This window comes from Massilia scottii, assembly GCF_030846495.1.
In the GTDB taxonomy this organism is placed as follows: domain Bacteria; phylum Pseudomonadota; class Gammaproteobacteria; order Burkholderiales; family Burkholderiaceae_D; genus Telluria_A; species Telluria_A violaceinigra.
In genome coordinates this window covers 31,230-57,907 of the sequence record NZ_JAVCWM010000032.1, presented here as the reverse complement: position 1 = coordinate 57,907, position 26,678 = coordinate 31,230, and the positions used below count along the sequence as shown (strand labels likewise).

At 64.9% G+C, this 26,678-nt stretch carries 19 protein-coding genes; 4 read left to right on the top strand and 15 right to left on the bottom strand.

Going from position 1 to position 26,678, the window contains the following annotated elements; genetic code table 11:
- Window positions 1-129: 129 nt before the first annotated feature.
- From RBA41_RS29170 to RBA41_RS29140, 7 genes are all read right to left on the bottom strand, one after another.
- Window positions 130-2,640 carry an EAL domain-containing protein gene (locus tag RBA41_RS29170; RefSeq protein WP_306627874.1) on the bottom strand — a complete coding sequence of 837 codons (2,511 nt, stop codon included), beginning with the start codon at window positions 2,638-2,640 and terminating at the stop codon, window positions 130-132.
- 1 nt (window position 2,641) lies between these two features.
- Window positions 2,642-3,013 carry a response regulator gene (locus tag RBA41_RS29165; protein WP_306627873.1) on the bottom strand — a complete coding sequence of 124 codons (372 nt, stop codon included), beginning with the start codon at window positions 3,011-3,013 and terminating at the stop codon, window positions 2,642-2,644.
- A gap of 12 nt (window positions 3,014-3,025) precedes the next feature.
- On the bottom strand, window positions 3,026-5,944 hold the full coding sequence (locus tag RBA41_RS29160) for a PAS domain S-box protein (protein ID WP_306627872.1): 2,919 nt from the start codon (window positions 5,942-5,944) through the stop codon (window positions 3,026-3,028).
- Between the two features lie 327 nt (window positions 5,945-6,271).
- Window positions 6,272-7,702 (bottom strand): GntP family permease, encoded by a 1,431-nt coding sequence (locus RBA41_RS29155; RefSeq protein WP_306627871.1) that lies wholly within the window; start codon window positions 7,700-7,702, stop codon window positions 6,272-6,274.
- Window positions 7,703-7,727: 25 nt separating this feature from the next.
- Window positions 7,728-8,150, bottom strand: a complete 423-nt coding sequence (locus RBA41_RS29150) for a universal stress protein (protein WP_306627870.1) — start codon at window positions 8,148-8,150, stop codon at window positions 7,728-7,730.
- A 223-nt stretch (window positions 8,151-8,373) separates the two neighbouring features.
- Complete coding sequence (locus tag RBA41_RS29145) at window positions 8,374-9,780, bottom strand: DEAD/DEAH box helicase (protein WP_306627869.1); 1,407 nt, start codon at window positions 9,778-9,780, stop codon at window positions 8,374-8,376.
- A 415-nt stretch (window positions 9,781-10,195) separates the two neighbouring features.
- Window positions 10,196-11,563 carry a transglycosylase SLT domain-containing protein gene (locus RBA41_RS29140; protein WP_306627868.1) on the bottom strand — a complete coding sequence of 456 codons (1,368 nt, stop codon included), beginning with the start codon at window positions 11,561-11,563 and terminating at the stop codon, window positions 10,196-10,198.
- A gap of 483 nt (window positions 11,564-12,046) precedes the next feature.
- Here RBA41_RS29140 and RBA41_RS29135 point away from each other — a divergent pair, with 483 nt between their 5' ends.
- Window positions 12,047-12,616 (top strand): DUF1415 domain-containing protein, encoded by a 570-nt coding sequence (locus RBA41_RS29135; RefSeq protein WP_306627867.1) that lies wholly within the window; start codon window positions 12,047-12,049, stop codon window positions 12,614-12,616.
- A 7-nt stretch (window positions 12,617-12,623) separates the two neighbouring features.
- Window positions 12,624-12,809 carry a DUF1289 domain-containing protein gene (locus RBA41_RS29130; protein WP_229423505.1) on the top strand — a complete coding sequence of 62 codons (186 nt, stop codon included), beginning with the start codon at window positions 12,624-12,626 and terminating at the stop codon, window positions 12,807-12,809.
- 53 nt (window positions 12,810-12,862) lie between these two features.
- On the opposite strand, the gene RBA41_RS29125 is transcribed toward RBA41_RS29130, so the two are convergent.
- Window positions 12,863-13,369: a DUF1993 domain-containing protein gene (locus tag RBA41_RS29125; RefSeq protein WP_306627866.1), complete on the bottom strand. Its 507-nt coding sequence runs from the start codon at window positions 13,367-13,369 to the stop codon at window positions 12,863-12,865.
- A gap of 317 nt (window positions 13,370-13,686) precedes the next feature.
- Here RBA41_RS29125 and RBA41_RS29120 point away from each other — a divergent pair, with 317 nt between their 5' ends.
- Both RBA41_RS29120 and RBA41_RS29115 read left to right on the top strand, forming a co-directional pair.
- The gene (locus tag RBA41_RS29120; protein ID WP_306627865.1) at window positions 13,687-16,815 is read left to right on the top strand and encodes a bifunctional diguanylate cyclase/phosphodiesterase; all 3,129 of its coding nucleotides are present in this window, start codon (window positions 13,687-13,689) and stop codon (window positions 16,813-16,815) included.
- A gap of 68 nt (window positions 16,816-16,883) precedes the next feature.
- The gene (locus RBA41_RS29115) at window positions 16,884-19,166 is read left to right on the top strand and encodes a xanthine dehydrogenase family protein molybdopterin-binding subunit (protein ID WP_306627864.1); all 2,283 of its coding nucleotides are present in this window, start codon (window positions 16,884-16,886) and stop codon (window positions 19,164-19,166) included.
- Window positions 19,167-19,190: 24 nt separating this feature from the next.
- On the opposite strand, the gene RBA41_RS29110 is transcribed toward RBA41_RS29115, so the two are convergent.
- The 7 genes from RBA41_RS29110 to RBA41_RS29080 all read right to left on the bottom strand — a co-directional run bounded on the left by RBA41_RS29110 (window position 19,191) and on the right by RBA41_RS29080 (window position 26,665).
- Complete coding sequence (locus tag RBA41_RS29110) at window positions 19,191-20,186, bottom strand: DUF2059 domain-containing protein (protein WP_306627863.1); 996 nt, start codon at window positions 20,184-20,186, stop codon at window positions 19,191-19,193.
- On the bottom strand, window positions 20,183-21,169 hold the full coding sequence (locus RBA41_RS29105) for a DUF2059 domain-containing protein (RefSeq protein ID WP_306627862.1): 987 nt from the start codon (window positions 21,167-21,169) through the stop codon (window positions 20,183-20,185). Before RBA41_RS29105 ends, RBA41_RS29110 begins: the two co-directional genes overlap by 4 nt.
- Window positions 21,170-21,254: 85 nt before the next feature.
- A complete protein-coding gene (locus RBA41_RS29100; protein WP_306627861.1) occupies window positions 21,255-22,214 on the bottom strand; it encodes a DUF2059 domain-containing protein in 960 nt (319 codons plus the stop codon).
- A gap of 70 nt (window positions 22,215-22,284) precedes the next feature.
- Window positions 22,285-23,142 (bottom strand): DUF2059 domain-containing protein, encoded by an 858-nt coding sequence (locus RBA41_RS29095; protein ID WP_306627860.1) that lies wholly within the window; start codon window positions 23,140-23,142, stop codon window positions 22,285-22,287.
- Window positions 23,143-23,174: 32 nt separating this feature from the next.
- Window positions 23,175-24,236 carry a hypothetical protein gene (locus RBA41_RS29090; protein ID WP_306627859.1) on the bottom strand — a complete coding sequence of 354 codons (1,062 nt, stop codon included), beginning with the start codon at window positions 24,234-24,236 and terminating at the stop codon, window positions 23,175-23,177.
- A 169-nt stretch (window positions 24,237-24,405) separates the two neighbouring features.
- Entirely contained in the window at window positions 24,406-25,560 is a 1,155-nt protein-coding gene (locus RBA41_RS29085) for a tetratricopeptide repeat protein (RefSeq protein WP_306627858.1), read from the bottom strand.
- 40 nt (window positions 25,561-25,600) lie between these two features.
- The gene (locus RBA41_RS29080) at window positions 25,601-26,665 is read right to left on the bottom strand and encodes a tetratricopeptide repeat protein (protein WP_306627857.1); all 1,065 of its coding nucleotides are present in this window, start codon (window positions 26,663-26,665) and stop codon (window positions 25,601-25,603) included.
- Window positions 26,666-26,678: the final 13 nt, after the last annotated feature.

Sequence of the window (26,678 nt, the reverse complement as noted above, 5' to 3'; positions counted from 1 at the left end):
GTTAACGTTGTTCGGGCAATATGCCGCCACGCGCTCCCTGTCCGCAGCGCCTCGTTCGCCCAAGCTGGCGCGGCGTGCGCATCATCGATACCACGGCCAGCAACGGCGTGAGCCGGATCGGCTGTGCCGTCATGCGATCGCCATGAACTGGCGGAAGGCATCGCGCACGTGATCGCGTAGCAGGTTGTTGTCCCACGGCTTGGTATAAAAACGAAAAATCGCCCCGCAGTTAACCGCCTTCATGATCGATTCCAGATCGGTGTTTCCGGATAGGACGATCCGAAATGTCTTCGGATACAGTTCCTTGACCTTGTCCAGGAACTCCGTTCCGCTCATGGCCGGCATGCACTCGTCGCACAGGATCACCTGCACCTCGTTCAAGGCCAGCATGTCGAAGCCTTCCGCCGCCGAGCGTGCGCACAGGATGTGGTAGCCGTCGCGACCGAACAGATTGGCCAGGATGTCGAGCATGAATAGGTCGTCATCGACGATCAACAAGGTCTTGCGGGGCTGTTCGGCGCCGTCCGGCGGCGCCAGGCGCTTGTCCTGCAGCAGCATGTCGGTGACCTGATCGGCGGGCAGGGGGCGGCTGAAGTAATAGCCCTGGATCTGGTCGCAATGGTGGCGCCGCAGGTAATTGAGCTGGGCGGCGGTCTCGACGCCTTCGGCAACGACATCGAGCTTGAGACTGTGGGCCATGCTGATGATGGCCAGCACGATGGCCGCATCATCGGGACTGGTGGTGAGGTCGCGGATGAAGGCGATGTCGATCTTCAGTTTATCGATGGGAAAGCGGCGCAGGTAAGCCAGGCTGGAGTAGCCGGTGCCGAAATCGTCGATGGAAATGCGTACTCCGTGCTGCTTGAGCCTGTGCAAGATCTCGGTGGTGCGCTCGGTATTGGCCATTAAGGACGTCTCGGTCAGCTCCAGATCGAGCAGCTCGGCCGGAATGCCGTGCAGCGCCAATCCCTTGATGACGTCTCCATCCAGGTCGCCTTCCGCAAATTGCCTCCCGGAGACGTTGACCGCCACCTGGATCGGACCAACCGGCGAACGCAGCCACAAGCCGATCTGGCGGCACGCCTGCGCCACGACCCAGCTGCCGACTTGCACGATCATCCCCGTCTCTTCCAGCACCGGAATGAATGCATTGGGCGGGACCAGGCCATGGCCGGGGCGGTCCCAGCGCAGCAGCGCTTCCAGACCGGCGACGCGCCCGCTGTTGAGGTGCACCTTCGGCTGGTAATGGAGCACGAATTCCTCGTTTTCGATGGCCTTGCGCAAGGCGGTTTCGAGCGTCAGGCGGGCCAGCACGTCGGCGTTCATTTGCGCGGTGAAGAAGCGGTAGGTGTCGCGCCCGGCGTGCTTGGCCTGGTACATCGCCGTATCGGCGTACTTGATCAGCGTATCCGGATCGGAGGCGTCGTCCGGATGGACGGTGATGCCGATGCTGGCGGTGATCGTCACTTCGTGCCCGCTCAGGATGAATGGCGCGCGCAAGACGTCGCGGATCTTCTGGGCGATCACCACCGCGCCCTGCTGGCAATCCTGCATGATCAGGATCAGCGCAAATTCGTCTCCCCCCAGGCGGCCGACCGTGTCGCGCACGCGCACGCACTGCATCAGGCGGTTGCTGAACTGCAACAGCAGCTCATCGCCAATCGCATGGCCCAGGGTATCGTTGATATTCTTGAAATTGTCGAGGTCGAGGAACATGACCGCGACCAGCGCGCCGCTGCCGCGCGCCAGCGCCAGGGTGCGCTGCAAGGTGTCATAAAATAGCGTGCGGTTGGGCAGACCTGTCAGGGAGTCGTGATGGGCCAGGTGGGTCAGGCGCTTTTCCGCCTGCTTGCGCTCGGTAATGTCGCGCACCACCACCACAATGGTCCAGTCGTTACCGGAGCGCAGCGCCTGGCTGTGCACTTCCACCTGCACGCTCAAGCCATCTTTGCGCGTCATCATCATTTCCCGCTGGTCGCGGTCGGCGCCGTCGACAATGAGTGCGTCATACTGGCACTCCAGCGCAGCGCGGCTCGTCTTGATCAGTTCGGCAGGCCCCATGCTCAGCAGGTCCGCGCGCGAGTAGCCGAGCAAATGGCATGCTGTCTCGTTGACCTCGCTAAAGCGCATGCTCGCGCGGCTGATCAGCATGATGGCATCGGCGGTGGCATCCATCGCCGTGCGAAAGCGCTGCAGGTCGACCGTGCGCGCCAGCACCTGGCTCTCCAGCCTGGCGCTGTGGTCCTGGAGGTCGCCGTACGCTTTCAGGCGCAACAGGTTGCGCACCCTTAACCATAGTTCCGCCCGGTCGACCGGTTTGGTCAGGAAGTCTTCGGCCCCGGCGTCCAGGCCGGCCAGGCGCGCGGTGCGCTCCATGTGCGCGGTGACCATGATGATGGGAATATTGGCGGTGGCCGGATCGGCCTTCAGGATGCTGGCGACCCGATAGCCATCCATGCCCGGCATGGTAATGTCGAGCAGGATCAGGTCCGGGGCCGAGGCGCCGATGGCGGCCAGCGCTTCCTCGCCGCTGGCCGCGCCGCAGGTGCTGTAGCCCTCGGGCTGCAACAGTACCGCCAGCAGGCGCCGGTTCTTGGCTTCGTCGTCGACGATCAGGATGGTGGGTGCGCGCAGCGTCATGTTACTTCTCCGGGGGCAGCAAGGCGTCGATCGCGGCATACAGTTCCTGATGGCGCAGCGGCTTGGCGATATAGGCATCGCAGCCGGCGCTTTCGCTTTTTGCCCGGTCTTCCTTCATTGCCATCGCGGTCAGGGCGATCACGGGGATGGCACCGGTGCCGGCATCCTGTTTCAGCAGCGCGGTCGCCGCCAGCCCGTCCATGCCGGGCAGCTGAATATCCATCAGGATCAGGTCGGGTTTGTCGGTACGCGCCATGGTCAGGCCGCTTTCGGCGTCGGGGGCGCACAATACCGCATGCCCGGCATGGCGCAGCAGCAGCGAGGCCAGCTTCATGTTGGCCGGGTTGTCTTCAATGATGAGTATCCTTGCCATGGCCGGTCCTCCCTAAGGGGAGAGCACGGCGCGCCGCACCTCGGCGACGAAGCGGGCCTGGTCGAGGCCGCGCTTGTCGGCGCTCTGCGGCCCGGTCGCCTGGGCCGCCGCGCCGACCAGGACCGGGATGCGCGCCGTCGCCGGGTTGCGCTGCAGCGCCTCGGCCACGTCGATACCGCTCAGGTCCGGCAGCATCAGGTCCAGCAGGATCAGGTCGGGGCGCATGTGCTGGGCCAGGAAAATGGCTTCGCTTCCCGTGTAGGCGCGCAGCACCGCATACGCGGGGCTGGGCAGCAAGCCGGCGATGGCTTCGACCGCCCTGGGGTCGTGCTCGACCACCAGCACCGTGCATGTGCGTTCGAGCGATGGCTGCAAGCCCAGGCCGCTCAGCGAGGCTTGCAGCTGGGCGTGGCTGATCGGCTTTTGCAGCATGGCGGCGGCGCCCCCGGACAGGGCCAGGTTGGCATCGGCGATGCCTGAAATGACCACCACCGGCACCCGCGCCAGCGCCGGATTCTCGCGCAGGCGCTGGAGCAACTGCCAGCCATCCATGCCGGGCAAGCGGATGTCGAGCGTGATCAGGCTCAGCGCCTGCCGTGGCGCCATCTCCAGCGCCTGCTCGGCGCTCGCAGCGCGCAGCACGGTAAAGCCTTCCGCTTCGAGCAGCAGGCGCGCCAGTGCCGCGGCCTGGTCGTTGTCTTCCACCACGAGTGCGATGCGCTCGGCCGGGCCGGGGCGCGCGGGGGCCATGGTATCGGGCGCGGGCGGCGCTGCGGCGCCGTGCAGCGCGGGGCGCGCCCCCGGCACCAGCGTGCGCAGCGGCAGCCAGACGGCGAAGCGCGATCCCTCTCCCGCGCGGCTGGCGACCGCCACCGTGCCGCCCTGCAGCTCGGCCAACTGCCTGACCATCGCCAGGCCGAGGCCGGTGCCTTCGAATTTGCGCGCCAGGCTGCTGTCGATCTGGCTGAAGGCCTGGAACAGGGTCGCCATGTCCGGCTCCGAAATCCCGATGCCGCTGTCGCTGACGCACAGTTCGAGAAAATCGTTGTACTCGTTGTCGGCCAGGGGGAAGCCATGCACCGGCCAGTGTCCGGCAAGATGGCCGACGGCGCGGCGCGGCACGCGCCGCGCGTGCAAGGTGACGGCAGCGCCATTGGCGCTGAATTTGACGGCGTTCGAGAGCAGGTTGTAGACAATCTGCTTGGTCTTGCGGATGTCCAGTTGCGGCATGCCGAGGTCGTCGCCAATCTCCAGGCTCAGCGCGATGTTCTGGGCCGCCGCCTTTTCGCGCACGATGGTCAGGCTGTTCGGCAAAAGGCTGTGCAGGTCGACGGCGTCGAGTTCGAGCGCCATCATGCCGGCTTCGACTTTCGACAGATCCAGGATGTCGTTGATCAGCGAGAGCAAGTGCAGGCCGCTGCTGAAGATGTCGCCGACGCATTCGTGCTGCAGTGTGCTGGTCTGGCCCAGAAAACCGTCCTTGAGCGCCTCGGAAAAGCCGATGATGGCGTTGAGGGGCGTACGCAACTCGTGCGACATGGTGGCCAGGAATTCGGACTTCATGCGGCTGGCGCGTTCCAGCTCAATATTTTTCATCTCCAGCGTGTGCTCGAAACGCTTGCGCTCGGTGACGTCGCGCGCGGCGGCGAACACGCCCTGCAGCTTGCGGTCGCGGTCGTGGAAGGTGGCGGCGTTGTACGACACCACGGTTTCGACCCCGTTGAGGGCACGCACCGTCAGTTCGTAATCGGTCACCTTGTTTTCCTGGAGCACGCGCTTGATGGCCGCATCGGCCTGGCTCTGGTCGGTAAAGAATTTCTTGCTGGGGGCGCCGATCAGTTCATCGCGGGTGCGCCCGGTGAGGGCGACCATCTGCTGGTTCACGTCCGAGATGATGCCTTGCGGGTCGGTCATCATCAAGGCGTCGAGATTGGACTCGATCAGCGAACGGGTATAGAACTGCTGGTCGCGCAGGCGCTGGTCCAGCAGCGCCTGCGCCGCCTCGACTTGCTTGCGGGCGGTATTGTCGGTGCCGATCAGCAGGTAGCCGATGATGTCGTCGTGGGCGTCGCGCAGGGCGGTCACCGAGACGATGGCCGGAAAGCGGCTGCCATCCTTGCGCACGTAGGTCAGCTCGTAAATATCTTCAATGCCGCGCGACGCCTTGAACACCAGCGCTTCAAAGCCGGGCGTGATGGGCGTTTCCAGCTCCAGGCTGAGGGCCTTGGCGCGCGCGATCACTTCCTGGGGATCGGAGATATCGGCCGGGGTGATCGTGTTCATCACTTCGAGCGCCGTGTAGCCGAGCATGCGTTCGGCCCCGACGTTGAAGATCTGGATGACGCCCTTGGCGTCGGTGGCGATACTGGAAAAATTGGCGCTGTTGAAAATGGCGCTCTGCAGCGCGCCGGCCTTGAGCAGGGCTTCTTCGGCCCGCTTGCGCGCGGTATTGTCGGTGCCGATCAGCAGGTAGCCGATGATGGCATTGTGATCGTCGCGCAAGGCGGTGACCGACACGAGCGCCGGGAAGTGGCTGCCATCCTTGCGGATATAGCTCAGCTCGTAGATGTCTTCGATGCCGCGCGAGGCCTTGAAGACCAGGGCTTCGAAACCGGGCGTGATGGTGGTGTCGAGTTCGAGGCTCAGTTCCGCTGCCCGCGCGATCATTTCCTGCGGATCTGAAATGTCGGCCGGCGTGATGCGGTTGACGACGTCCAGCGCGGTATAGCCCAGCATGCGCTCGGCGCCGACGTTGAAAATCTGGATGACGCCCTTTTCGTCGGTGGCGATGCTGGAGAAATAGGCGCTATTGAAAATGGCGTCCTGTAAAGCGCCCGTCTTGAGCAAGCTTTCCTGGCGCTTGAATTCGATATTTCCGTCTGTAATTAATTTATGCTCGATCGTGCCGATGTCAAACCCGGGCGTATGCATGTGCTCTTTCGCGTGAACGACTTATGATCAGTCTGTGGCACGAAATTGGCGCACTCGCAACTGCAGAACAGGCTGGCCGAAAGGCTGGGAAAGTTACGTTGCCGACGCGGCGAGAAATGTAAATACGAATAAAGTATAGCAGTTACTACGCTTTGCAACCGGAAAAACGTAGTCGTGCGGCAACAAGAGGCCGGCGGCGCGCGGTATATGCCGCAGCGGGACGCGCGTGGTGGGCACGCGGGGGCGGTTGTGTGTTCGACAACGAGCGGCAGTTTCCAGCCGGAGCGCGACGATATTCTTGCCCGCTGCCGTACCTGCGCACTCTGATCAGAACGATCCTGCCAGGCTGCCCAGCGTGACCACGACGGCCAGTGCGGCCACGGGGCCGGCGACGGCCACCATGAAGATATCGCCGTAGGCGCGGCGGTGATCGAGCTTGCAGATCGACAGCAAGGTGATGACGGCCCCATTGTGGGGCAGTGCATCGAGACCACCCGTGGCGATGGTGGTGACCCGGTGCAGCAGCTCGGGCGCGATGCCGGCGCTGCGCGCCAGCGCCAGATAGTCGGGGCCAAGGGTCTGGAGGGCGATACTCATGCCGCCCGACGCCGAGCCGGTGATCCCGGCCAGCAGGTTGACGGCGATCGCCAGCGAAATGAGCGGTTGCCCGGGTGCGATCCCGAGCACCGCGTCGCGGATCGCGGAAAAGGCGGCCAGCGAGGCGATGACCGCGCCAAAACCGACCAGCGATGCCGTATTAAAGATCGGCAGGATGGCGCCATTGGCGCCCTCGTCGAGGACCTGGCGCAGGTCGTGCAGGCGCTGGCGATTGAGCGCCACCAGCATCAGGATCGAGAGCGCCAGCGCGCACAGGATGGACCAGATGCCGCTCACCTGCGCCAGGGTGGCCGGACCGTAGGGCGCCAGGGCCAGATAGGAGGTGTCGAGTGCGGCGAAGACATGGGCGGAGAACACATAGTTGAGCGTCAGCACCAGCACGATCGGCAGCAGCGCCACCCAGGCCGGCGGCGCGGCGCCGGCCTGGGTGGCGCCGCACGGTCCGCCCGCGCCCATGCCGTCGCCCGGCGGGCCCGGGGTGGGCCCGCCGATGGCAGCCGCACAGGGCTCGTCGCGGCCGTGCAGCCGGCGCGCGCGCCAGTTCAGCCAGGCCATGCCCAGCCCCAGCATCACGGCCCCGGCCAGGATGCCCAGGCCGGGAGCGGCGAACGGGGTGGTCTGGAAATAGGGCATCGGAATCGCGTTCTGGATCGCCGGCGTGCCCGGCAGCGCCGTCATGGTGAAGGTGAAGGCGCCCAGCGCGATACTGGCCGGTATCAGGCGTGCGGGCAGGCGCGCGCGCTCGAACAAGGCGGCGGCGATCGGATGCACCGCGAACGCGACCACGAACAGCGACACGCCGCCATAGGTGAGGATGGCGCAGGCAAGCACGATGGACAAGATGGCGCGCTGCGGACCGAGGTGCGCGCTGAACCAGTTGGCCACGGCGCCGGCGGCGCCGCAGGCTTGCATCAGCTTGCCGAAGATGGCGCCCAACAGGAACAGCGGAAAATACAGGGCGATGAAGCCGGCCAGGGCCTTCATGAAGACCTGGGTATAGCTGGCCAGCAGCGGGGCGTCGGCGCTAAACAGCGCGGCCAGCATGGCCAGCAGCGGCGCCAGCAGCAGCACGCTGACGCCGCGGTAAGCGAGCCAGACCAGCAGCGCCAGGGCCAGCGCGATACCCGCGATGCCGCTCATGCGGGCCAGCCGGCGGTGCGCGCCCTCATTTGACCAGCGTTACCGGCACACTGACAAGTTGCAGCACACGCGTGGCGACCGAGCCGATCAGGATTGCGGCGAACGCTCCCATGCCGCGCGTGCCCATGACGAGTGCATCGCATCCGGCTTCGTGGACATACAGGGCGATCTCGGAGGCGGGGGAGCCGGCGCGGCAGTGCAGTTCGACGCTCAATCCGGCGCTCTCGAACGCCTGGACGGCCGGCGCCATGAGGGCGGCGGCCTCGGCGCCGTAGCGGCTGTCGACTTCGTTGCGCACCAGTGCGCCGTGCGGCGCCAGGGTCACGGGATCGAACACGTGCAGCAGGCTCACGCGCAGGCCGGGAATCAGGACGGCCAGCTCGGCGGCGTGGCGGGCGGCGCGGGTGGCGCTGGGGGAGCCGTCGAACGGCAGCAAAAGGTGTTTCATCGGAGGGCTCCGGGTAAGCGCTGTCTGGCGGTAAAGCAAAGGTTACCGATTACATCCACCATTTCCCTTGACCTGCATCAAAAACATGGGGCTTGCTTGCCGGTGAAACGCGTATGGCGATCCCTGATGTCGGTGCAGCGTCGTTTGATGCGCAAAAAAGCGAGGGACGAAAAAAACGGCCGCCGAAGCAGCCGTTCTCTGGTCAGTCGCAACAAGCGAACGATTAACGGTCGCCGTACGAGCTGCGGGTGCGCTCGGAAGCCGGACGCGGGTTCGAACCCTTGTAGCCGCCGCCGGTCGCGCCTTCCTTGCGTGGGGCTGCGCCCGGCTTGCTGAACGTACGCTGGCCTGGCTTGGCGCCGCCGCGGTTGTCGCCTGGTTTCCAGGTGCCTGGACGGGCAGCCGAACGTGGCGCCGACGCGGTTTTCTTCGGCTCGAAGCCTTCGATCACGTTGACCGGAATGAGCTGCTTGGTGAAGCGCTCGATGCGCTTGACGTTCATGCCTTCGGCATGGTTCACCAGCGAGATCGCCAGGCCATTGCGGCCGGCACGGCCGGTACGGCCGATACGGTGCACATAGTCTTCAGGGAACTTGGGCAGGTCGTAGTTGAACACGTGGGTGATGTTCGGGACATCGATACCACGGGCAGCAACGTCGGTCGCGACCAGCACGCGGACCTGGCCGCGGCGCAGGCCGTCCAGGGTACGGTTACGCGCGCCCTGGTGCATGTCGCCATGCAGTGCCGCTGCCGAGAAACCGGCGATGTTCAGGCGGTCGGCGATGGTGTCGGCATCACGCTTGGTGGCGGTGAACACAACAGCCTGGTCCAGCGTTTCGTCGCGCAGCAGATGGTCGAGCAGGCGGTTCTTGTGCGACAGGTCGTCGACGAAGTGCACGCGCTGCACGATGTTTTCGTGCTTCGATGCCGAACCGGTGATCTGGATGGTCATCGGGTCGGTGGTGATGCGGCGGGCCATGTTGCCGACCATGCCGTCGAGCGTGGCCGAGAACAGCATCGTCTGGCGGTTCGCTGGCGTGGCGGCGATGATTTTTTCGATGTCGTCGATGAAACCCATGTCCAGCATGCGGTCAGCTTCGTCCAGCACCAGGATTTCGAGTTCCGAGAAATCGATCTTGCCCGATTCCATATGGTCGATCAGACGGCCAGGGGTAGCGACCAGGATTTCCGGGTTGCGTGCCAGCAGTTGCATCTGTTTAGGATAAGGCATGCCGCCCAGGATCGACACGGCCTTGATACGGCGGATCTGGGTGCCGTATTTTTCGGTCGCGCTGGTCACTTGCAGTGCCAGTTCGCGGGTCGGGGTCAGCACCAGCATTTTAGGCTGTGCAGCTTTGAAACGTGGACGCTCGCCGCGGGCACGCGCATTCTGCGCTTCCTGGGCGGCGTTCTTGGATGCCTGCGATTGCTCGGCAACGGCGAATTTGTGGAGTGCTGGCAGCATGAATGCTGCGGTCTTGCCGGAACCGGTCTGCGACGAAACCAGCAGGTCGCGGCCGCTGATGGCGGCAGGAACGGCCTGCTCCTGAACTGGGGTCGGAACGGTGTAACCGGCATCGGTTACTGCTTTTACGATAGACGCGTGGAGGCCTAATGCTTCAAAACTCATTATGTTCTTTTCTTTCGGTATAGATCAGCGCCCGAGCACATGCTCCGAGCGCAAAATAGCAACGCCAACCAACACAACGAAATGACTCAGGATGAAAGAAATTTCGGCACAAAAGCTTTGCGCCGGGACGGTGTCAGGTGCGACACACAAGGCGGGAGGGCTTTATTGAGGGTATCCGTGGGATACGCCTAGGCTTGCGAAGCTGCTAGTTTTACTTCTTTGTTACTGCCAAGGGCCATCGCTTCAGTCTGATTGCGAGAAACGTATTGCAGCGCACAAACAACACTATACAGTAGTTTCACTGTAGTTGTATAGGTAAATCCGAATAGTGTGTATCAAAAAGCTGGATTTACCGGGGAAGTCTTGGTAGATAAAGCGGCATGGCGGGCGCACCGGATGCACCCGCCACCGGCGGTCAGCCGCCGCGCCGTTTGTAGCGCGACGTTTCGTTGGCTGCGGCTTTGGCGTTGCGGCCGGAGACGCGCGTTTTCAGTTCGGCGACCTTGCCCTTGATGCGCTGGGCGTTGGTCTGCTTTTCGGCGCGCCCACCGCGGCGGCCGGCGCGTTCGGCTTCGAACGCCATGACGGCATTGTCGACGACGTGCTCGGCGATATCGTTGTGCACCGAGGTCGAGATTTTCGGCACCAGGATGGTGGAGCCGGCCTTCAGGCGGGTTGCCGCCGGAATATTGTTCGCCTGGCGGATCACTTCCGGCGTGGTGCCGAAGCGCGACGCCAGCGAAGCGATGCTGTCCTTGGCGCCGGTAATCTTGTGCGTGGTCCAGGTCGACAGCGAACGGCCCCATTGCGCCAGGTTCAGGTGGAATTTTTCCGCATTTTCCTGTGGCAACAGAATCTTGGTCTGCTCGCCGCCGGTGATGACCGGACGGTTGAACTGCGGATTGAGCGCCTTGAATTCCTCGACCGACAGTTCGGCCAGCTGGGCGGCGATGGTCAGGTCGATATCGCTGGTCTTGTCGATCGCGGTGAAGTAGGGCGTGTTGTCGATAATCGGCAGCGACACGTGGTACTGGGCCGGGTTGGCGATGATGTTCTTGACCGCCTGCAGTTTCGGCACGTATTCGCGCGTTTCGGCCGGCATGTGCTCGTACAGGCTTTCGTAGTCGGTCGGTTTGCCGAGCGCCTGGTTCTTCTTGATGGCGCGCTGGACATTGCCTTCGCCCCAGTTATAGGCCGCCAGGGCCAGCGGCCAGTCGCCGAACATGCCGTACAGGCGCTGCAGGTAGCTCAGCGCGGCATCGGTCGAGGCCAGCACGCCGCGGCGCTCGTCCTTGAACATGTTTTGCTTGAGATTGAAATCCTTGCCGGTGCCGGGCACGAACTGCCACATGCCGGCGGCATTGGCCTTGGAATAGGCTTGCGGATTGAAGGCCGATTCAATAATCGGCAGCAATGCCAGCTCGGTCGGCATATTGCGCTTCTCGAGTTCCTGGACCACGTGGAACAGGTAACGCGAGGCGCGCGCCGAGGTGCGGGCGATATAGTCGGGACGGGTGCTATACCACTTGACGTGCTTGGTCACGAGCTCGTTGTCGATGTCGGGAATGGCGTAACCGGTGCGGATACGGCCCCAGACATCGGCTTCCTTGTATTCATCTGCCTTGACGGCAGGGAAGGGATGCAGTGGAGCAGGTGCAGGCTTGACCGTCGGGGCGAGCGGCGCAACGTTGGTTGAGACGGAGTCGACCGCGTGGCTGAGCGCAGGCGCGAGCATCAGAACGAGGACTGCAAGTGAAGTGGTATTGCGTGTCGTTTTTTGCATAGCGTTCCATTGTTGGGTCCGAAAACTGCCGGACAGACGAATAGATAAGGTCGGAGTGTACGTACCACTTATCGTTTGAGTCAAGTCAAATGTATGTGTGCGCGGCAAATATTTTGATAACACTTTCGACCAGTATTGTTGCATCGGAAAAGACCAATTGCCGGGAGTATGCCTTAAAAGTGCCAGGATGCTATCAGTGTATGGACGGGGTCGCTTGGGATACTCCCAGGGGGTATGCATGATGTTCTCCTATGGCAAGGATGCGCGGGAGAGCGCTGCGCGGGGCCGGCGGGGGCGGATGCGGCAGGCCCGCGAACAATACCAAAACCGCGGCGTCGCCGCTGCTGGCCGCGAACCGGGCGTCGGCCTCTAAACTACGCGCACACGCGGGCGCACCTATGAGGTGGCGCAAAGAGTGCGTACAATTTGGTTTTTGCGCGGGCGTTTGCGTCTCGCGCATTGTCTATTACTGAAAGCATCAGCATGAACACCCCCAATCTGAACGCCGACGATGAGCAGATCATTGCCGCTACCCAACAATGGCTGGAAAAAGCCGTCATCGGACTCAATCTGTGTCCGTTCGCCAAGGCCGTTCATGTGAAAAAGCAGGTGCGCTACGTCGTTTCCAGCGCCACCACACCGGAAGTCTTGCTCGAAACCCTGATGAATGAGCTGCAACTGCTGTCCGATACCGACCCGGAAGCGATCGACACCACCTTGCTGATTCATCCCTTCGTGCTGGGCGACTTCCTCGACTACAACGAATTCCTCGACGTGGCCGATGCCGCGCTGGAAGACATGCAGCTCGACGGCGAACTGCAGGTAGCCAGTTTCCATCCGCAATATCAGTTCGCGGACACCCATATCAACGATATCAGCAACTTTACCAACCGCGCGCCATACCCCATCCTGCACCTGCTGCGCGAAGACAGCATCGAGCGGGCGGTCGCGGCGTTCCCGGAAGCGTCCGAGATCTTCGACAAGAATATTGAAACCATGGAAAAGCTTGGCCATGACGGCTGGGATGCGCTCGATGTCGGCCCCGCCAAGTGAGGGCGCCATGAAGCCGCCTGAACGGCCGGACACGCCCTGTGTCGCCGTCTGCTCGACGACCTTCGACGAGATCTGCCGCGGCTGCGGACGCAGCGTGGTGGAAGTGGCGCACTGGGTATCGATGAGCGACGCCGACAAGGAAGTGGTGTGGGTCCGCATCCTTGCCCAGGGCTACCCGCGCCGCAATACCTGAGCCGGCGGACAGGGGAGGCGCGCGGCTCCCCTGACTAACTATATATATGCGGCTTAAAACGCGCCGATGAAATCCTTCTTGCCCACTTCCACGCCGTTATGGCGCAGGATCGCGTACGCGGTCGTGGCGTGGAAATAGAAGTGCGGCAGCGCGTAATGCACCAGATAGACCTGGCCCTTGAAGTGCTTGGCGTTGGCGCCGCTGCTGGTGCTGATGTCGCGCTGGGCGCTCGCTTCGATGCCGTCCTGCGGCAGGCCGTTGATGAATTCCAGCGTCTTGGCGATGCGCTCTTTCAGGTCGGCGAACGTCTGCTCGGTATCTTCATAGCGCGGCACGTCCACGCCAGCCAGGCGGGCGCAGCAGCCCTTGGCGAAGTCGGCCGCAACCTGGACCTGGCGCAGGAAGGGAAACATGTCCGGATACAGGCGCGCCTGCAGCAGGGCGGCCGGCTCGATCTTCTTTTCGGCGGCGTGGGCGTCGGCCTTGTCGATGATGGCCGACAGGCTGGTCAGGATCTGCTTGAAAACGGGTACCGAGGCGTCGTACATGGAAAAAGTCATGGGGAATCCCTTTTAGAAAAGTGCTGCGATGATAGCAAGTCGGCGCGATTCGCGCTGAGCGGCGGTCCGTTTGCATTTGCCAACGAATGAGACGACATCGATTCGACCGCGGCATTGGCCCGGATGCCAGGATCAACTACATGGCCGCCTTGGCGTCAGCAATAACGTCAACTGTTTTCATTTCCCCGTCTGTAAAACGCCTCATCGGCCCGTGCCGTTGGTGACTTGACGAGAGCTTCCGTGCATAATTCCGTATAGAAAACTTTCTTGCCTAACTTATCATTCAGGCATCTTCCCCATGCTTTCAGACTTGCTGCATGCTTAGCACGGCCTACCAACGTTTCCGTACCAAGCTGAGCAGGCTGTACGGGCTGTCGATTTACGGCGCGCTGATGCTGGTCGTTTTCGGCGGGCTGGTCATTCCCGCAATGATCGGCAGCTATGTGCTGATCGGGGTGCAGGAGCGGACGGCGGCCAAGGCGGTGCTCAACGAGTCGCTGCGCCGCAATGTCGACATTCTCGCCCTCGGCATGCAGGAGTCGCTCTGGAACATGAACGCCGAGTCGGCCCAGTCGCTGGTCGAATCGGTGATGCGCGATCCGTCGGTGCTGCGCATCCAGGTGATCGGCCAGTCGGACGCCCCCTTCATCAACATCCACTCGGCCCAGCGCCGGGCGGGCCATATCTACCGCGCCCAGCGCGACATCCTGGTGCGCGGCGAGCGTATCGGCGTGGTGGTGGTCGAGATGGACGACGCCCGCAGCCAGCAGGAATTGCGCGGCAAGCAGTCCAGCTACGCCTTCGTGCTGGCGTTCCAGCTGACCGTGTCGCTGGTCCTGATCGTCCTGTTCCTCAACAAGCGCCTGCTGGTGCCGCTGCGCCAGCTGATGAAGTTTTCCGACCGCCTCTCGCACGGCGACTTCGAGACGCGCCTCGACCTCGAAGGCAGCGATGAACTGGGCCGCCTGGCCAAGCAGATGGAGCAGATGCGGGTCGCCATCAAGCACCTGTTCGAGGATATCGGCCGGCGCGAGGAGCGCTTTCGCACCATCGTCACCCAGGTTCCCGGCGCGGTGTTTCGCGTGCGCCCGGGCGGCTCGATCGATTTCGTCAGCGACGCCATCGAAGACATTTCCGGCTACCCGGCCGCGCTGCTCATGCGCAGCTCCACCGATGCCTGGTCGGACCTGATCTGCCCCGAAGACCGGCGCATGCAGAGCCGCACCGTGCGCGAAGCGATGGCCAGCGGTCGCCCGTACGAAATCGAATACCGCATCATCGATGCCGGCGGCATCGAGCGCTGGGTGTCCGAGAACGGCCAGCCGCAGGCGGGGGCCGTGCCCGAAAAATCGTGGGTGGACGGGATCATTTCCGACATCAGCGAACGCAAACACAACGAGATGCGCATCGCGGCGCTGCTGACCGAGCAAAGCGCGATCCTCGACAACGTCATGTTCGGCGTGATGTTCGTGCGCGAACGGCGCATCGTCTCGGTCAACCGCCGCTGCGAAGACCTGTTCGGCTACGCCAGCGGCGAGATGACCGGCAAGCTGGCCGACATCATGTACCCGAATCACGATGAATTCGTGCGCGCCGGCGAGCAGCAATACGCGGCCCTGGCCGAGGGCAAGGACTACAACGAAGAGCGCCAGTACATGAAAGAGGACGGCACCGTCTTCTGGTGCCGCGTGAGCGGCTGCGCGCTCGACCCGGGACGCCCCAACGGCGGCAGCATCTGGGTCTATGCCGACGTCACCGAGCGGCGCGAGGCGGAGGAAAAGCTGCGCCTGTCGGCCACGGTGCTCGAACATATCGCCGACGCCGTCATGGTGATCGACGTCGACCTGGGTATCGTTGCCGTCAATCCGGCCTTCACCCGGATCACGGGCTTTAGCGAGAGCGAGGCGGTCGGCAAGGATGTGCGCCTGACCCGCTCGCACACCGAAAACCCGGCCATGTACCAGCAGATGTGGGCCGAACTGGGCGAAGTCGGTTTCTGGCGCGGCGAGCGCTGGGACACGCGCAAGAGCGGCGAAACCTACCTGCAGTGGCTCACCGTGTCGGCGGTGCGCGACAATCATGGCGTCACCACCCAGTACGTGGCCGTGTTCAGCGACATCACCAAGGTCAAGGAATCGCAGGAGCAGCTCGATCACATGGCGCACCACGATTCGCTCACGGCGCTGCCCAACCGCCTGCTGTTCCACGACCGCCTGCTGCACGCGCTCAAGCGCGCCGCGCGCGACGGCCAGCAGCTGGCGGTGCTGTTCATCGATCTGGATCGCTTCAAGAACGTCAACGACACGCTCGGCCACCACGTCGGCGACGAGCTGCTCAAGCAGGTCGCATCGGCCCTGCAGGGCAAGCTGCGCGAAGGCGATACCCTGGCACGGTTGGGCGGCGACGAATTCATCGTGCTGCTCGAAAACGTCAGCGGCCAGGCTGGCGCCGGCCAGGTGGCCGAAAAACTGATGGCCATGTTCGAGCAGCCCTTCATCGTCTCCGACTACGAGTTGTTCGTCACCGGCAGCGTCGGCATCAGCATGTTCCCGGACGACGCGGCCGACCTGAATATGTTGATCCGCAATGCCGACGTGGCGATGTACCAGGCCAAGGCGCGCGGCCGCAACGGCTACCAGTTCTACGCGCCGTCGATGACGGGCGAAGGCGTCGAGCGCCTGCGCCTCGAAGCGATGCTGCGCCGCTCGATCGACAAGAACGAGATCTTCCTCAATTACCAGCCGCAGGTCGAAATCGATACCGGCCGCCTGATCGGGGTCGAGGCGCTGGTGCGCTGGAATAATCCGGAACTGGGCAACGTGCCGCCGGTGCGCTTCATTCCGCTGGCCGAGGACACCGGTTTCATCAACCAGCTCGGCAAGTGGGTGCTGGACGAAGCCTGCCGCCAGATGATCCGCTGGGAGGCGGCCGGCCTGCACGTGCCGAAAATCGCGGTCAACCTGTCGGTCAAGCAGTTCGAGCGCGGCAGCATCGTCAACATGGTGGCCGATATCCTCAAGGAGACCGGCCTGGCGCCCCAGCGCCTGCAGCTGGAAGTGACCGAGTCGGTGATCATGAATACGGGCGACGCGCTGGTCTTCATCAACGACCTGCATTCGATCGGCGTGGGACTGGCGATCGACGATTTCGGCACCGGCTATTCGTCGCTGGCCTACCTCAAGCAGTTGCCGGTGCAGACCCTGAAAATCGACCGCAGCTTCATCAAGGATATCTCGACCGACGTGAACGACGAGGCGATCGCGATCGCCATCATCCAGCTTGGCAAGAGCATGAACCTGTCGGTGATCGCCGAAGGTGTCGAAACCGAGGAGCAGGCCGCCTTTTTGCTGCGCCACGGCTGCAACCAGGCGCAGGGCTACCTGTACAGCCGCCCCGAGCTGCCCGATACCATCCTGGCACGCTGGCCGGCGCGCGTGCCGGCGTAAACACCGTCTGTCGCGCCGCACCGGTGGCGTGCTACAGTGCGAATCCCCGCGCACGCCATGAGAATGCAATGAGCCAGTCGACACCAAAGAACAAGACCCGCCGCCGTTTTCTGCTCGGCGGCCTCGCTGCCGGCGGCGCCCTGGTGGTCGGCTGGGGCATCCAGCCGCCGCGCCAGCGCCTGCACACCGCGCAGCCCTTGCCGGTGACCGGCGGCGCCGTGGCCCTGAACGGCTGGGTGGCGATCGCGCCCGACGGCACGGTGTCGGTGGTGGTGCCGCGCTGCGAAATGGGGCAGGGCGTGAACACCGCGCTGCCGATGCTGCTGGCCGAGGAGCTCGACGTGCCGCTGTCGCAGGTGCGCATCACCCAGGCGCCGATCGACAAGATCTTCAGCAATCTCGAAGTGCTGCGCGAGAACCTGCCGTTCCATCCCGACGACCGCGGCAGTCTCAAGGAAGGCGCGCAGTGGATGCTCTCCAAAGTTGCGCGCGAGCTGGGCATCATGATGACGGGCGGGTCGAGCAGCATCAAGGATGCCTGGCTGCCGATGCGCGAAGCGGGCGCGGTGGCGCGCGCCATGCTGATCGCCGCCGCGGCGCAGGAATGGGGCGTGCCGGCCGCGCAATGCAAGGGCACGGGCGGCTTCGTGGTCCACCCGGGCGGCAAGCGCGCCTCGTACGGCAGCCTGGCCGCCAGGGCGGCGGCGGCAGGCCTGGATATTTCCCCGTCCGACGTGCGCCTCAAGCAGCCCGGCGAATTCACCCTGATCGGCACGCCCCAGGCGCGCCGCGATTCGCCGGCCAAGGTCAATGGCAGCGCCATGTTCGGGATCGATGCGCGCCCGCCCGGCATGCTGTATGCGGCGGTGGCGATGTCGCCGGTGGTGGGCGGCACGGTCGCGTCGTTCGATGCCGCCAAGGCCAAGGCGATGCCGGGCGTGGTGGGCGTGGTCGACGTGTCGTCCTCGCTGTCCGGCAAAACCGGCGCCGGCGCGGGCGTGGCGGTGATCGCCGACTCGTACTGGCGCGCGCGCCAGGCCCTGGGCGCGCTGGCCGTCAAGTGGAACGAGGGCGCCAATGCCACCTTGTCGAGCGCCGATATTTTCAGGCAGTTCGCCGGCGCGCTCGATACCGAATCGGGCTTTACCTATTACGAAAATGGCGACGTGGCGCTGGCCACGGGCGCGGTCAAGACCATCCGCGCCGAATACCGCGCGCCTTTCCTCGCGCACGCCACCATGGAGCCGATGAACTGCACCGCGCAGGTGGCGGGCGGCAAGGTGATGCTGTGGGCCTCGACCCAGGTACCCAGCATGTGCGTCGACGTGGCGGCGAAGGTGGCGGGCGTGAACCGCGCCGACGTGTCGGTCGACGTGCTGCTGCTGGGCGGCGGCTTCGGGCGCCGCCTGGAGGTGGACGTGGTGGCGCAGGCAGTCGCCGTGGCCATGGCGGCCGGCGGCAAGCCGGTGCAGCTGGTCTGGTCGCGCGAGGACGACATGACGCACGATGTGTACCGTCCGGCCGCGCTGGCGCGCTTTACCGGCAGCGTGGACGCCAGGGGCGGCATCGTCAGCTACGACAACAAGTCGGTCAGCGGCTCGATCGGGCACCAGTATTTCCCGCGCAACCTGGGCCTGCCCGGCGTCGGTCCGGACAAGACCACGGCCGAAGGCGAGTACGACATGCAGTACGAGATCGATAACCAGCGCGTGGTGCACGTCATCGTCGACAGCCAGGTGCCGCTCGGCTACTGGCGCTCGGTCGGCCACTCGCACAATGCGTTTTTCAAGGAGAGCTTCATCGACGAACTGGCGCATGCCGCCGGCCAGGATGGGGCGCCGTTCCGGCGCGCGCTGCTGGCGCGCCATCCGCGTCACATGGCGGTGCTCGACGCGGCGCTGGCCAGGGCCGGCACCGCGCCGGCCGGCCGCGCGCACGGCGTGGCGCTGCACCAGTCGTTCGGCAGCATCGTGGCGCAGGTGGCCGAGGTGTCGGTGGCGGACAAGCAGATCCGCGTGCACCGCGTGGTGTGTGCGATCGATTGCGGCCTGGCGGTCAATCCGAACATCATCGCGCAGCAGATGGAGTCGGCGGTGGTGTTCGGCCTGTCGGCCGCGCTGGCGGGGGAGATCACGCTCAAGAACGGGCGCGTCGAGCAGGGCAATTTTGGCGACTATCCGGTGCTGCGCATCGACAGCACGCCCGAGGTGGAGACGGTGATCATCAAGAGTGCCCAGCCGCCCGAGGGAGTGGGCGAGCCGGGCACGCCGCCGATCGCGCCGGCGGTGGCCAACGCGGTGTTCAAACTGACCGGGCAGCGCTTGCGCAGCCTGCCGCTGCGCCTGGCCTGACGGCCGCTCATTGCGCCGCGGGCCTTAGTTGGTGCGCGCCGGTTTGTGCGCCTTGATCGCTATCTCTGGCGTGGCGGGCTCGATCGTTTGCTCTTTGCGTTGCGCCATCGTGGCCAGGCCGCGCAGATCGATCGATTGCAGGTACGCGTGCACGTGGGCCGCCAGCTCGGTCTCGGCCAGTTCGATCTTGATGCGTTGCGCGGCGCGCTCCGGGTTCCGGTTGTTTTCGATGAGCGCGGCGATGTCCGCCTCGTCCAGTTCCGATGCCATCACGCGCGCTTCGACGGCGGCGATCTCTTCAAACTTGAATTGCTCCCTGAGCATGCGGGCAAAGCGCCTCGATTGCTCGCTTTGCCCGGCGCTTTGCACGACGCCGTCGGCGCCGGTCACTTCCACCGCCATCGTCTCCAGCCTGGCCATGTTGGCGTCGAAGCGCGCGCGTGCAGCTGGCCACTCCAGCATCATGGCCAGGGCCAGTGCTTCCTTCGAGCCGGCGCGCGGCAGCGGGAGCGGGACGGCAGTGAAGGTGCTGTCGGGGTTGAGCGTCATGAATTGCGCCGTGCGTTCGGCAATGTGCGCCTGGACGGCCGGCGCCCGCTTCCGCATCGCCGGCGCGATCTTGTCGATGAAGGTCTGGCCGAACGGACTTTGCGCCTGAGCGATCAGGGCCTGCACCTCGGACTCCTGAAAGTGCTGCTGGTAGATCGCGACGGCCCCCGGTTCGATCACGCTCCAGCCGGCGCGTTCGCGCAGGATGGCGCTCATGAGCTCATGCGTCGCCTTCCTTTCCGCCTGTTTGCCGGTATCGGTTTGGTCCGGCCATGGCGGCGCGGCGGCCTCCAGGATCGCCGCGGCCATGCTGTCGCTCAGGCGCTCGGTCTTCGAGATCGAAAAATAGCGACCCAGGCTTTCCCTGGTAGCCGGTTCGGCCCAAGCCGGCTGGGACAGGGCCAGGGCAACCATGCAGGCCCGCGCGAGCGAACGCGCGGCGCCGATGACGGGCATGTGCAGCGGCTTCATTTCTTTGCGGGCGCCTTGGCTGCCCTGGCCGGCTTGCGTGGCGTGGCCGGCGTGGCCGGCGCTTCCTCATCGTCCGCGTCGGCGAGCTGTTTGAGTACGTCGCCCGACTGCATCGCGGCGCTCATGCGCGTCATCAGTTCGGCGTCGGCCTGCGCGATCTTGATCCGTTGGGCGGCGCGCGCGGGATTCTTGTGCTCCTCGATCAGCGCGACCATTTCCGTTTCGCTCAATTCGCCGGCGATCATGCGCGCTTCGATGGCGGCCATCTCTTCGAACTTGATCTCGTTGCGCATCGCCTTGGAGAAGCGCCGCACTTCCTCGCCGATACCGGCGGTCGCTTCGCCGTCGAACGCGGCCGCGATTTCCAGTCCGCGCGTTTCGATGGCGGCCATGTTCTTGTTGAAGTCATCGCGCGCGCCCGGCCAGTCGAGCATCAGGGCCAGGGCCAGCGCTTCTTTCGAGCCGGCCGGCGGCTGGGGCAGCGCGACAGGGGGCGGCACGCTGCCATCCTTGCGTTCCCTGAGTTCTACAATGCGCCTGGCCAGGTGGTCCGCCACCACGGGCGGCTGTTTCAGCAGTGCCGGCGTGACCTTGTTGATGATCATCTGGCCGAGCGGGCTTTGGGCCTGCACGAGCAGTTCCTGCACATCGGACTCCTGCAAGTGCTTCCGGTAGCTCTCGATGGCGACCGGCTCGACCTTGTTCCAGGCGATCTGCTGGCGAATAATGGCGCTGGTGCGCTCGAAGCGGGCCTTGAGGTTCGCCTTTTTCTTCGGATCGCTCTCGTCCTGCCATTCCCGAGCCTCGATCTCCAGCATCGCGTCGATTGCGGTGCCGATCATGCGCTCGGATTTGGCAATCTCGAAGTAGCGGCGCAGGCTTTCCTCGGTGGCCGGTGCGGCGTGGGCGCCGTGCGCCAGGGCCAGCATGACAATGCATGCCTGCGCGAGCGCGCGCGCAGCGTTGATGAGCGGTGTGTGCAAGACGTTCTTTCCTGGATGCCGGTACTGGCTGGTAGTGATTAACGGCGGCCCCCTGGCAGGAGCGAGGCTGCCGCTGTACAAAAGCTTATTGCTTGCTGGTGGCTTTGCCAGCCTTGGCCGGTTTGGCCGCGGCTTGCTCGCCCGCGAGCAGTTTCCGCATCTCTTCCGACTTCAGGGAGGCGCCCGCGCGGCCCATCAGTTCAGCCTCGATCTGCTCGATATTATGACGCTGCGCGAAGCGCGCGGGATTTTTGTTTTCCGCCGTGAGCGTAGCGATGTCCGCCTCGTTCATTTCCTCGGCGATCATGCGCGCCTGGACCGCCGCGACCTCTTCAAACCTGAATTCGGTCCGGACCGCCGTGGCGAAGCGCCGTACGCGCTTGGCCAGGTCGGTATTGCCCTGGCTCTCGAACGAAGCCGCCTGTTCCAGCGACTTTTCCGCCACCTGCGCCATGCCCTTGGTGAACTGCTCGCGCGCGCCGGGCCATTCGAGCATCATGGCAAGGGCCAGTGCTTCCTTCGAGCCGGCCGCCGGCTTCGGCAGCGCAACAGGCGGCGGCACGCTGTCGTCCGTGCGCGCCTTCATTTCCTGGATGCGCTTGGACACATAGCCATCGACCACGGCCGGTTGCATCTGCAGCACCGGGTTGATCTTGTCGAGGAAGTTCTGGCCGAACGGGCTTTGCGCCATGACGATCATGTCCTTCACATCCGCTTCCTGCAAATATTGCTGGTAGTCGGCGATGGCCTTCGGTCCGAACACGGTCGAGACGACATGCTTGCGCACGATGCCGTACAGGCGCTCATAGCGGGTGGCCAGCTTTGCCTTTGCCTTGGGGTCGTTCTCCGCCTGCAATGCGCCCCCTTCGTTCCTGAGCATGGCTTTGGCCGCCGTGTCGGCGATGCGCTCGGACTTGGCGGCGTCGAAGTAGCGCTGCAGGCTTTCCCTGGTGGCTGGTGCGGCGTGGGCTGCCTGCGACAGGGCCAGGGTGACGATAAATGCTTGCGCGAGCGAACGCGCGACTTTGGTGAACGTTGGTTGCAAGATGGGCTTTCGTTAGAGGTTGAGGAAATGTGAAACATCCGGCGCTGGTGCCGCCGTGACGGGCCGGCGCTTACATGATTCCCATCATGCGCCCCTGAAATTCCTGCTCGGCCTTGCGCACCTTGCGTATCTGCGCCTGGCGTTCCGGGCGGCGGTTGTCTTCGATCAGCATGTTGATCTCGTCGGCGCTGAGCACATTGGCGAGCATGCGCGCCTTGAAGGCCGTGACGTTGTCGAACGAGAGGCGCTTCTTCACGCTGGCGACTGCGCGCGCGATTCGCGCCTTGGATTTGGCGCTTTCGTTCCTGGTGAGGGCGCTGGCCATCATGTCCACCGTCGGCGCGATGCGCCCCTCGAACTCTTCCCTTTCGCCAGGGATGTCGCGCAGGAAGCTTTGCAGCAGCGCGTCGTTCGGTCCTGGCGGCGGCATCGCAGGGAGAGGCTTGGACGGGCCTTTTCTGTTGGTGAGCTCGGAAAGCACCGCCATCAGGTACTGCTGGATCGTCGGCAGCTGCCCGAGCAGCGCCGGGATCAACTTCTGATTGCCTACTTTCCCGGCCGGGCTGTTGGCGTGCGCGATCATTTCCTGCACATCGCCGTCGCTCAGCTCTTGCTGATAGCTCTCGATGGCGAGCGGCTCGAGCTTTTCCCACACCAGTTTGGTGCTGACCACCTCGTTGAAGTGGTCCATGACGATTTTCTTGCTTGCCTTTTGTACCGGATCGCGTTCCTTGCTCCAGTCTTCCTCGTAGCCTTTCTTGAATGCCTCGCTGGAAATGCTCAAGTGACGTTCGGTGCCGACGGCCTGGAAATACTCGCGCATGCGCGCGTCGGTGGCGGGGGCGGCCTGGGCGGCCTGACACAGCACCAGGCTGGCGAGGGCAAGCTGCGTGACGAAGCGGACTGCTGACGATAGGGGAGTGTGCATGGAGGTTTTTTTTCAAGTAATGGTGAAGGGGGTTACGGCCGGCGCGCTTGCGCGGTATCGCGCACCCACTGGTTGGTGGCGGGAACGAACAGCAGGATGGTCCCGGCCAGCACGATGAGCTGGGTGATGACCGCCAGCGAGCCGTACAGGGTCGACACCACGAACGCCGTCTTGAAGGCATTGATGGAATTGAAGAAGCCGATGATGGCCAGCACCAGCCAGATCCAGCGTGCCACGTTCGAGGCGCGCGCGATAAAGTACATCAGCAACATCACGACGAAGGTGCCGACGATCAGGCTGCCGTACACGAGGTTTTTCATCAAGCCTGTGCCGAGCGACACGCTCTGGGCGGCCAGCACGTCGGGCATGAAGATCAGCGAGATGACCATGCCGGCCAGCGAGGCCAGCACGCACAGCGCCAGGCCCACCGTGGCGGTGAGGGGGCGCGGCGGGAGCACCACCGGGGCGAGGGCCGCGCCGGACAAGCCGGACAAGCCGCCCGGCGGCGCATACGGATCGTATGCCTTACCATCGGCCGGGGCGGCGCCCTGCCAGGCCGGCGGCGGTGCCGACTGCCGGCGCGGATTGTTGCGCAGCTCCTTGAGCTGGCGGAACCACGCATTGCTCGACGGCGCGAACAGCAGGCAGCTGAGCACGACAAGCATCACGTACACGGCGCACTTGATCATGGCCGCGTCCGGTGCGTACTGGAACATCAGGGCAACCCAGACCAGCGCCAGAGCGCTGCCGGCCAGCATGCACACCAGCAGCCAGACCCAGCGCGCCCAGCCGCGCCCGAAAGCGATCAGCGCCAGCACGCCGCCCATCACCGCCGTGACGAACAGGATGGTGTTCATTTCGTTGGAGCGCAGCGCTTCGTAGGTGGTCGCCTTTTGCTCTGTCATGCTGAGCGTGTAGTTCACCCGCTCGGACAGGAAGGCGAAGTCGATCGCGGTGATCAGCAGGATGCACAGGGCAATGAGCATCAGCGTCACCAGCAGAAGGCGCGGGCGCGGCGCGGCAACGCCATAGTTGGCCGCGGCAGTGAAGAAGCCGCCGGCGGGTACGGCGTCTGGGGAAGACTGTGGGTTCATGGCGTTCTCGTCGAGAGGTTGGGGGGGCGCCGGCATCGAAACCGGTGGTGTGCCCGGGGGTGCTGCCCGCACCGTGACGGTGCAAGGCGGGCCATGATGAAAATGTACACACATCCGCGCGCCAGGTCCATCGGCGCACGCGTGCGCCGGATGGCGGATGCGCGGAAGATTATTTCAGGAAAGTCGCAAGCGGCAGCCTGGTGTCGCACGCCTGTTTCGCGGCCTTGGCCTTGCCGGCCCACAGCGCCGCGTCGGCCGCGCTGGCGGCCACGCCTTCGCCATGGCGCAGCGCGCGCGCATAGCGGCACTGGCCCGGTGGGTGCGCCGCTTCGGCGGCCTGCTTGTACAGCGCTACCGCCTTGTCGCGCTCGGCCTCGGCGCCGCGGCCCAGGAACAGCATGTCGCCCAGGTTCACCGTGCCGTCCAGGTTGCCGCCTTCGTGGGCGCGCTCGAAATACTCGCGCGCCTTTTTCACGTCTTTCGGCAAGACCTTGCCGTTCTTGTAGAAGGTGGCCAGGTTGTTGAGCGAGGCCGGATTGCCCTGGCGCGCGGCGCGTTCGTACCAGGCCACCGCTTTACGCACGTCGGCCGGGCCGCCGCGGCCGAACTGGTACATCACGCCCAGGTGGTGCTGGGCCTGGCTTTCTTCGCCGGCCGCGGCCAGCGAGAGCCACTGGCGCGCCTTGGCGTAGTCGCGCGCCACGCCATCTTCGCCGGTCAGGTAGATCATGCCGAGGATCGACTGGGCGCGCACGCTCGGCGTGTCGGCCTGGGCCGCCAGCAGCAGCAGCTTGAGGCCGCCGGGCCCGTCGCGCGGCACGTCGAGGCCGAAGAACAGGGCCTGGCCGGCATAGAACGCACTGTTGGCGTCGCCCAGCGCGGCGCCCTGGCGCCACAGGCGCAGCGCTTCGGCCGGGTCCTTGGTCACGCCGGTGCCGTTGGCATGGCGCACGCCCAGCGCGAGGTAGGCGTCGGGATAGTTGGCGGCGGCCGCCTTGCGCGTCCATTCGAGCGACTTGGCGGCGTCGGCCGGCACGCCGAGGCCGTCGCGCAGCATCAGGCCCAGGTTGAACTGCGATGCGCTGTGGCCCTGCTCGGCCAGCGGCAGCCATTGGGCGTAGGCGGCGGCGTGGCGCCCGGCGGTCGAGTGTTCGAGCCCCAGGTCGCGCCGCAGTTCGCCTTCTTCGGTCAGTTTGCCGTTCTGGACCAGCACCCCGTACTGGGGCGTGGCCTTGGCGGCGTCCGTGCCCGGCGTGCTGGCGCAGCCGGACAAAAAGAAGGCGACAGCCACGCTGGCGAGGAGGGGGCGGAGGGCGATGTTCATGGGTTGGGCGTCTGCTGATGAATGAGAGTGAGGTACTTGCTTACTTGCTGAGGCTATCGGCCGCGGCGCGGTCGAGCTTGCGCAGGCGGCCGAGCGCCTTGCGCCGTGCCGGCTGGTCCTGGCGCAGGCTGTGCAGCACCACCAGGCTGGTCCAGGCGTTGACCGAGCCCGGATCGAGGGCGACCGACTTGTTCAGGGCGATCAGCGCCTTGGCGAAATTGCGTTTTTGCAGATAGCGCACGCCCAGCCCGTGCCAGGCGGCGGCGTAGGCCGGGTCGAGCCGGATCGCGCGCCGGCTGGCGTTGACGGCGTCGTCGATGCGTCCGATCGAGGCCATCGAATTGCTCATGCCGTGCCACACGGCCGGGTCGTCGGCGCGCTGCCGCACCGCGTTGCGGTAGACCTGCAGCGCGTAGGCGTACTTGCCTTGCGCATGGAGCAGCGACGCCAGCGCGACGGCGGTGTTGTCGCGCGCCGGGGCCAGTTCCAGCGCCTTGCGGTAATCCTGCTCGGCTTCCGGCATCAGGCCGAGTTTTTCGTGCACCGTGCCGAGCGTGTGCCAGGCGAAGCTGCTGGACGGATCGAGTTCGATGGCACCGAGCAGGGCGGTGCGGGCCGGCTGGTATTTGCCGGACGCGGCCAGCACCGCGCCCAGGTTCTCGGCCACGGCCGGCAGGGTCGGGTCGGCCTTGCGGGCGCGCTCGTAGTAGCCGATGGCCGCTTCGCGCCTGTCGCGGCTGTTGGCGATGATGCCCAGCTCGTTGAGGGTCTGGGCATCGTCCGGGGCCAGGGTCAGCGCGCGCTTGAGCGCGGTTTCGGCCTCGGTCGTTTTGTCGAGGTGGTGCAGGGCCTTGCCGAGGTAGTACCAGGCGCGCGCCGAGCCCGGATTGCTGCGGGTCCAGGCGCGCGCCAGCGGCAGTACCTCGGTCCAGCGCTGCTCGAGGACCAGGGCGGCGATGGTGCTGTCGCCCAGGCTGTCGATCTGGGCGCGCACGGTGTCGTCGGCGGGCGGCTGGGGCGCCGCGCCGTGGGCGGCCAGCGACAAGGCCAGGCAGGCAGCGGCGATCGAGGTTTTCATCATGGCGGTGCGGGCGGAAAGGAGCATGGTGTCAGCGGGC